The 6447-nt window shown below is 58.3% G+C and carries 6 protein-coding genes; 5 read left to right on the top strand and 1 reads right to left on the bottom strand.

All coding sequences use genetic code 11. From position 1 onward, the window contains the following. The 5 genes from H7A81_RS24835 to ddpX all read left to right on the top strand — a co-directional run. On the top strand, positions 1–671 hold a 671-nt coding region (locus H7A81_RS24835; RefSeq protein ID WP_182059046.1), incomplete at its 5' end, for an ABC transporter permease. Continuing rightward, positions 671–2308: an ABC transporter ATP-binding protein gene (gene nikE / locus H7A81_RS24830; protein WP_182059045.1), complete on the top strand. Its 1638-nt coding sequence runs from the start codon at positions 671–673 to the stop codon at positions 2306–2308. The genes H7A81_RS24835 and nikE, both read left to right, overlap by 1 nt. 10 nt (positions 2309–2318) lie before the next feature. After that, positions 2319–3545 carry a M20 family metallopeptidase gene (locus H7A81_RS24825; protein ID WP_182059044.1) on the top strand — a complete coding sequence of 409 codons (1227 nt, stop codon included), beginning with the start codon at positions 2319–2321 and terminating at the stop codon, positions 3543–3545. Continuing rightward, complete coding sequence (locus H7A81_RS24820; protein ID WP_182059043.1) at positions 3545–4657, top strand: Xaa-Pro peptidase family protein; 1113 nt, start codon at positions 3545–3547, stop codon at positions 4655–4657. Before H7A81_RS24825 ends, H7A81_RS24820 begins: the two co-directional genes overlap by 1 nt. A gap of 15 nt (positions 4658–4672) precedes the next feature. Further along, on the top strand, positions 4673–5233 hold the full coding sequence (gene ddpX / locus H7A81_RS24815; RefSeq protein WP_182059042.1) for a D-alanyl-D-alanine dipeptidase: 561 nt from the start codon (positions 4673–4675) through the stop codon (positions 5231–5233). Between the two features lie 3 nt (positions 5234–5236). Here ddpX and H7A81_RS24810 read toward each other — a convergent pair. Beyond that, on the bottom strand, positions 5237–6447 hold a 1211-nt coding region (locus H7A81_RS24810), incomplete at its 5' end, for an MFS transporter (RefSeq protein ID WP_182059041.1).

Genomic DNA, 6447 nt, shown 5'->3' with positions numbered 1-6447 from the left:
CCGAGCACTGGTTTGGCACCGATCAAATGGGGCGAGACATCTTCAGCCGGGTAATGGTGGGCGCACGCTCTACCATCGTGCTGTCACTGCTGGCAACCGCATTGGCCATGGTGATTGGTTCAGTACTGGGCACCGCCAGCGCCTATCTGGGCGGCAAGATCGATGAATTTATGATGCGCACTATGGATGCCGTGATGGCGATTCCCAGCCTGCTGTTTGCTTTGCTGATTGTCAGCACTTTGGGTCAGAGCAGCATGAATGCGGTGCTGGCGATCACCATTGCGTTTGTGCCGGGCATGGTGCGTATTTCACGCAGCGTGGCGCTGGCGGCGCGGCAGCAGGATTACATCAACGCGGCGATTGCCCGTGGTGAAGCCGGGCATTACATCATCCTGCGTGAAATGCTGCCGAACATCCTGGCACCGATCATCGTTGAAGCCACCATCCGCGTGGCCTTCGCCATCATGCTGTTTGCCACCCTGAGTTTCCTCGGTTTAGGCGCACAGCCTCCCGAGCCAGAGTGGGGGCTGATGGTCTCCGAAGCCCGCACCTATTTCTTCACCGCGCCGTGGATGATGATGATTCCGGGCCTGGCGATCGCGCTGGTGGCGATTGGTTTTAACTTACTGGGCGACGGGCTGCGAGACGTGCTCAACCCAAGGAGCCACTGATGAGCGTGAAGCCTGCACCGGTGCTGTCGGTGGAAAATTACAGCCTTGATTACGCGTTACAAAGCGGTGAGTCACTGCCGGTGCTGCGCGATATTACGTTAAACGTGATGCCCGGCGAAGTGCTGGGGTTAGTGGGGGAATCCGGGTCCGGCAAAACCACGCTCGGCTGGGCGATCATGCGCTGGCTGGCGGGCAATGCGCGCGAGAAGTGGGGCGACATCCGCCTCAACGGAGAGAGCCTGCTGAGTTTACCCGTCCCAAAACTGATGGCCTTGCGCGGCGCGAAGCTGGGGATGATTTTTCAGGATCCGAGCGCTTCGCTCAATCCCACCCTCACGCTGGGCGAGCAGGTGACAGAAGTGCTGCGGCGCCATCGCGGCTTAACGGCACGTGAAGCGCAGGAATTGGGCGAGTCGCTGTTACATGACGTCGAGCTCAAGCATCCGGCACGCATGATGCGCCGTTATCCGCATCAGGTTTCCGGGGGTGAGAAGCAGCGCATCTTAATCGCCACGGCGTTTGCCTGTCAGCCGGACTGCATGATCTTCGATGAACCGACCACCGCGCTGGATGTGATCAGCTCGGCGCAGATCCTCGATCTCTATGAACGACTGCGCGAAGAGACGGGGGTGGCCTCACTGTATATTTCCCACGATCTGGCGCTGGTGGCGAAAGTCGCCGATCGCGTTTGCGTGCTGGAGAAGGGCCGTATTGTTGAACAGGCCGATACGCAGAATTTGTTTAGTGCACCGCAGAACAGCTATACCCGCAAATTGATCTCAGCAGTGCCAAATCCGCAGCAGCGTCTGGTGCAGGATGCCGCCGGATCGCAGCCGCTGCTGACGCTGGACGCGCTCACCATCGATTACGGCCAGCAAGGTTTTGTCGACCGCTTGCTCAAGCGCGAAGCCAATACCACGCGTGCCGCCAACGCGGTTTCGCTCACTGTGCATCAGGGCGAGATCCTTGGCGTGGTGGGCGAGTCAGGTTCGGGGAAATCCTCGCTGGGCAAAGCGATTACCGGACTGGTGCCGTTTAGCGGTGAGCTCGACTTCTGCGGCTATGCGCTGCAAGGCCGCGCGCAGATGGATAAAGAGTATCGCCGCCGGGTGCAGATGATCTTTCAGCATCCGGACGCCTCGCTGAATCCACGCATGACCATCGGTGAAATCATTGCGCGTCCGCTGCGCTTATACGGTTTGCCGCCGGGAGAAACGGAAGCGCAAGCCGTGGCTCGCCTGTTAGAGGAAGTGCGGTTGCCCGCAGAGTTTGCCACGCGCTATCCGCACGCGCTGTCCGGTGGTCAGAAACAGCGTGTTGCTATCGCACGTGCTTTTGCCAATCCACCGGATTTAGTGATTTGCGATGAAATCACCGCTGCGCTGGATGTGTCCGTGCAGGCCACCATCATCGAGCTTTTGCTGGAACTGCGTCGCCGCTACGGCACGGCCTATCTGTTTATTACCCACGATCTCAACCTGATACGTCAAATCGCCCATCGCGTGGCGGTAATGTATCGCGGCGATGTGGTGGAAGTGCTGCCCGGCGTGAATATGAGTGCGCTGGCGCAGCATTCTTATACCCGCGCACTGCTTGACGCGGTGCACGTTCTCGACTTAAACCAATCCGTTGCTTAACGAGAAACGCATGAATCCTGAACAGTTAATTCATCATATCGATCGCGAGTTTTGTCTCTCTTTCCTGGCAAAAATGGTGCAGCACAAAAGCTACAGCGCCACCGACGGCGAGCGTGAGTTAGCCCGCTATATGGCAGAACAGATGGCACAGTTGGGCCTGGAAACCGAACTGCAAAAAGTCCCGGGCGACCGTCTCAATGCCATCGGCCGCCTGGCGGGCAGCGGCGGCGGCAACAGCCTGCTGTTCAACGGCCATCTGGACACCAATCCGGTAACCGAAGGCTGGACGGTGGATCCCTGGGCAGGAAAAATTGACGATCAGTTCATTTACGGTATTGGCGTCTCCAATATGAAAGCGGGCGATGCGGCCTACTTCTGTGCGCTGAAAACGCTGATTGATGCCGGTGTGAAACTGAAAGGTGATGTGATTCTGACCTACGTGGTGGGCGAATTGCAGGGCGGTATCGGCACGCTGGCGGCAATTGAACAGGGCGTGCGCGCCGATTACTTTATCAATGCGGAACCCACTGATCTCCAGGCGCTGACCATGCACGCCGGTTCGCTGATGTTCACCATTGAACTCACCGGAGATACCCGCCATCTGTCGAAACGCGAAGAAGCCGTCGATGCGATTAACGCCGCCGTGGAGCTGATTCCGCAGATTAACGGCATGGTGTTCAGCGGCGCAAAAAGCGATGAACATCTGAAAATTAACCGTGGGCACATTGGCACCGTGCACGGTGCGCTGGGACGCGATCTGGAAGAGTGGCGTCCGCCACAGGTGGCCGACTTTGTGCGTCTGAAAGGATCGGCTCGCTTCGCGCCGGGCCAAACTGTCGAGGGCGTGTTAGCGGATCTGCAAGCGCTGCTGGATACGCTGTGCCAGCGCTTCCCCGGCCTGAAAGCCGAGCTGTTTGATGACGGTATCCGCGATAAGCCCACCATGTTGCCTTTCGAAGTGTCGCCAGAGTCACCGATTGTCAAAGCGGTGAATCGCGGCTGGAAAACCGTGCGTGGCACCGAACAGCCTACTGGCGTCATCACGCCGCCAGCCTTCTTTGGTACTGATGCTGCACACCTGTATCAGCATGCAGGCATGGAAGGCATCGTGTGTGGTCCGGGCGGTAAATACAACACCATGCCGGATGAGCGCGTCGAGATAACCGAATTCCTTGATATGGTGCGCATTTATCTGCTCGCGATTCTGGAGATCTGCCAGCCGGTCGAGGGCGCATAATGAACGCTGCGGCGCTGAGTCGCCTGCGTGCCACGATGCAGCAGGCCAATGTGGACGTAATGATCATCGATCATGGTGAACTGCTGGCCTGGCTGACCGGTTATACCGTGTCAGAAACCTTGTATCGCGCTTGCCTGGTGCCGCTTAAGGGCGATCCCTGGATGGTGCTGCGCCAGTTAGATGAAGCGCCGTGCCGGGCGCAATCTCCTGCGCTGACAGTAGAAAGCTATCGTGACGATCAGGACCCGTGGTTTGCGGTGGCGCACAGTCTGCTCCGACGCGGTTTTCAACGGGCGCGGTTGGGCGTGGATTACACCTCTTATGGCATGACGGTGCACAGCTGGCAGCAGCTGTCGCGCCATTTGCCGGACGTGCAGTGGTGCGATTTAACCGGTGTGAGCGATCGGCTGCGCAGCGTGAAATTCCCGGCAGAGCTGGAGGCGTTGCGTCAGGCCTCCGCCATTGCCGATACCACGCTGGACGCGATGGGCAAAGCCGTGCAGGGCAGCTGGCGTGTACGCGATGTCGCTGCGCTGGCGGCAGGCGAATTTTTGCGTCTGGGTGCGGATACCGGGGAAACCGGGCCTATCGTCATCGCCAGCGGCGACAACGGTTTTCTCCATGCCAGCGGCCATGAACAGCGTTTACAGCGTGGCGATGTGCTGCACGTCGAGCTGATTCCTAAAGTGAAACACTACAGCGCGCGTCTGATGCGTCCGTTTATTGTGGGGGAGATCTCCACCCAGCGCGCTGAGCTGGCGCTGCAACTTATCGCAATACAGGATGAACAGTTCAAGGCCATGAAACCCGGCGTCAGCGCACGGGAAGTGGATGCGATTGTGCGCGAGGGGTTATTGCGCAATGGACTTCGTACGGATTATCCCAACATCACCGGCTATGCGCTGGGGCTGTATACGCGCACGCCGCGCCCGAGTGATTTCTCCTGTAGCTTCCATGCCAAAGCGGAGTGGTTACTGGAGGAGGATATGGTGTTCCATATGTATACTTCCGCGCAAAGTCTGGCGTTCAGCGAAACCGTTCGCGTGACGCCGCAGGGTGCAGAGCGGCTGACAACGCTGCCGCGCCAGCTATTATCATTGCCGGAACATTGATCAACAGGATGAAGGATGACGCAGGACATTTTACTCACTGATTTAGCCGCTAGCTTTCCAACGTTGGCTTTTGACCTGAAGTACGCCACAACCGATAACATCACCGGTTACGCCATTTATCGCGAAGCGCGGGCCCTGCTGCATCCAGAAGCGGCGCACGCGTTGCAAAAAAGTGTTGAGGTCGCCCGACTGGCTGGCTTCACCTTACTGATTTTTGATGCTTATCGCCCCCAGCAGGCGCAGTGGCATCTATGGGATGCCTGCCCGGATGCCGACTACGTGGTGCCGCCCGCCACGGGTTCGAATCACAGCCGTGGCGTGGCGATTGATCTGACGTTAATGGATGGCGCGGGCAAGGTGCTGGATATGGGGACGGCCTTTGATGCGATGGAAGATCTGTCGCATCCGTTCCATCCCGCTGTACCGCCACAGGCACAGCGCCATCGTTTGATGCTCAATGCCATTATGCTGGCAGGCGGTTTTGTCGGTATGCCAACCGAGTGGTGGCATTTTGAGTTACCGGATGCGCAGCGCTATCCGTTGCTGGAAGATCGCTTTGGCTGCGTGGCGCGATAACCCTCACTCTCGTCGGCAGGGATGGGTCGTCCGCTCAGCCACTCTGAGACTTTTGGGCCTGAACAGCAGATAACTCGCCAGTGCCAGACCGCTTACACCCAGCGCGCCATAGGTCAGCACGGCGGAAAAACCGTCAGCCAGCACTTGCGAGGCGATAGCGCGGCTAAGCGAAACTTCAGCGCCAGCCGCTATGCGTTCTGCGAGCGCAACCACATCGCTGGAGGCAGGAAGCCGTTGCCGCAGACTGGCGGCGATCACTGCCACCAGCAGGCTGCCCATCAAGGCGATGTTGATCGCCAGCGTGATTAAACGTGCACTGATATCAATCCCGGAAGCCATGCCTACCCGATTAACGGCAACGGAACCGGTGGTGGTGTTGGTCACCGGCGTATTGGTGAGTCCGAGCGCGGTTCCCGCCAGCAGGGCACCCGGCAGCAAACTCAGTTGGTACGTGATGGCCAGTTTCATCAGCACGAACCCAGCACCGATCGAAAATAATCCGAGGGGAATGACACGGGCAGCGCCAAATCGCAGCACCAGTTTTTCCCCTATCGGCGGCATCAATAAGGTGGGCAAGGTATAGGCAAGCAGGGCAAAACCGGTATCCATACTGCTGAACCCAAGCCCGCTCTGGTAATAAACCGGCAGGTAGATCATCAGCGGCCAGAAACTGAAGTTCATGCCAATCGAACCCATTAAAGCCCCCGAGAAGGAGCGAATGCGAAACACCGAGAAATCAAACATCGGGTGAGGATGGCGCTTCTCCGTGCGGATAAACATCACCGCGCTGATCAGGATCACCAGCATAATCAGGCGGGCTTCAAGACTTCGCCAACCGATGCTGGCACCCTGGGTAATGAGATAGGTCACGCCAACCACGCATAGGGTGAGGGTGATCAACCCAACCCGATCGAGTTTGTTGCCCTGTCCAGGGTGGGATTCATCCACATTTTTCAGTGCGAGCACGAATGTCAGCAGCGCGATAAAGCCGTGCACCAGAAACACCCATTGCCAGCTTAAAACCGCCACCAGCATCCCGCCGATGATAGGACCGAAACCCAGACCAAAGCCAAAGGTTATCCCCCATGCGGCAAAGGCCTGGCTGCGGGGTTTTCCCTGCGGGAACTGGTGCGAGAGTATGGCGATCAGGCAGGTTAACATCGCACCGCCGCTTAGCCCTTGCAGGAAGCGCCCGATGATGAGCCAGAATGCAC

The organism is Pantoea sp. ME81 (genome assembly GCF_903970985.1).
Lineage (GTDB): Bacteria > Pseudomonadota > Gammaproteobacteria > Enterobacterales > Enterobacteriaceae > Pantoea > Pantoea communis.
The sequence above is the reverse complement of the archived record's forward strand: the minus strand, read 5'-3'. Positions and strand labels throughout refer to the sequence as shown.

Bases quoted from the DNA above. Each gene is read 5' to 3' on its own strand.
- H7A81_RS24820 (WP_182059043.1), top strand. From the start codon at position 3,545: ATGAACGCTGCGGCGCTGAGTCGCCTGCGTGCCACGATGCAGCAGGCC.
- nikE (WP_182059045.1), top strand. From the start codon at position 671: ATGAGCGTGAAGCCTGCACCGGTGCTGTCGGTGGAAAATTACAGCCTT.
- ddpX (WP_182059042.1), top strand. From the start codon at position 4,673: ATGACGCAGGACATTTTACTCACTGATTTAGCCGCTAGCTTTCCAACG.
- H7A81_RS24825 (WP_182059044.1), top strand. From the start codon at position 2,319: ATGAATCCTGAACAGTTAATTCATCATATCGATCGCGAGTTTTGTCTC.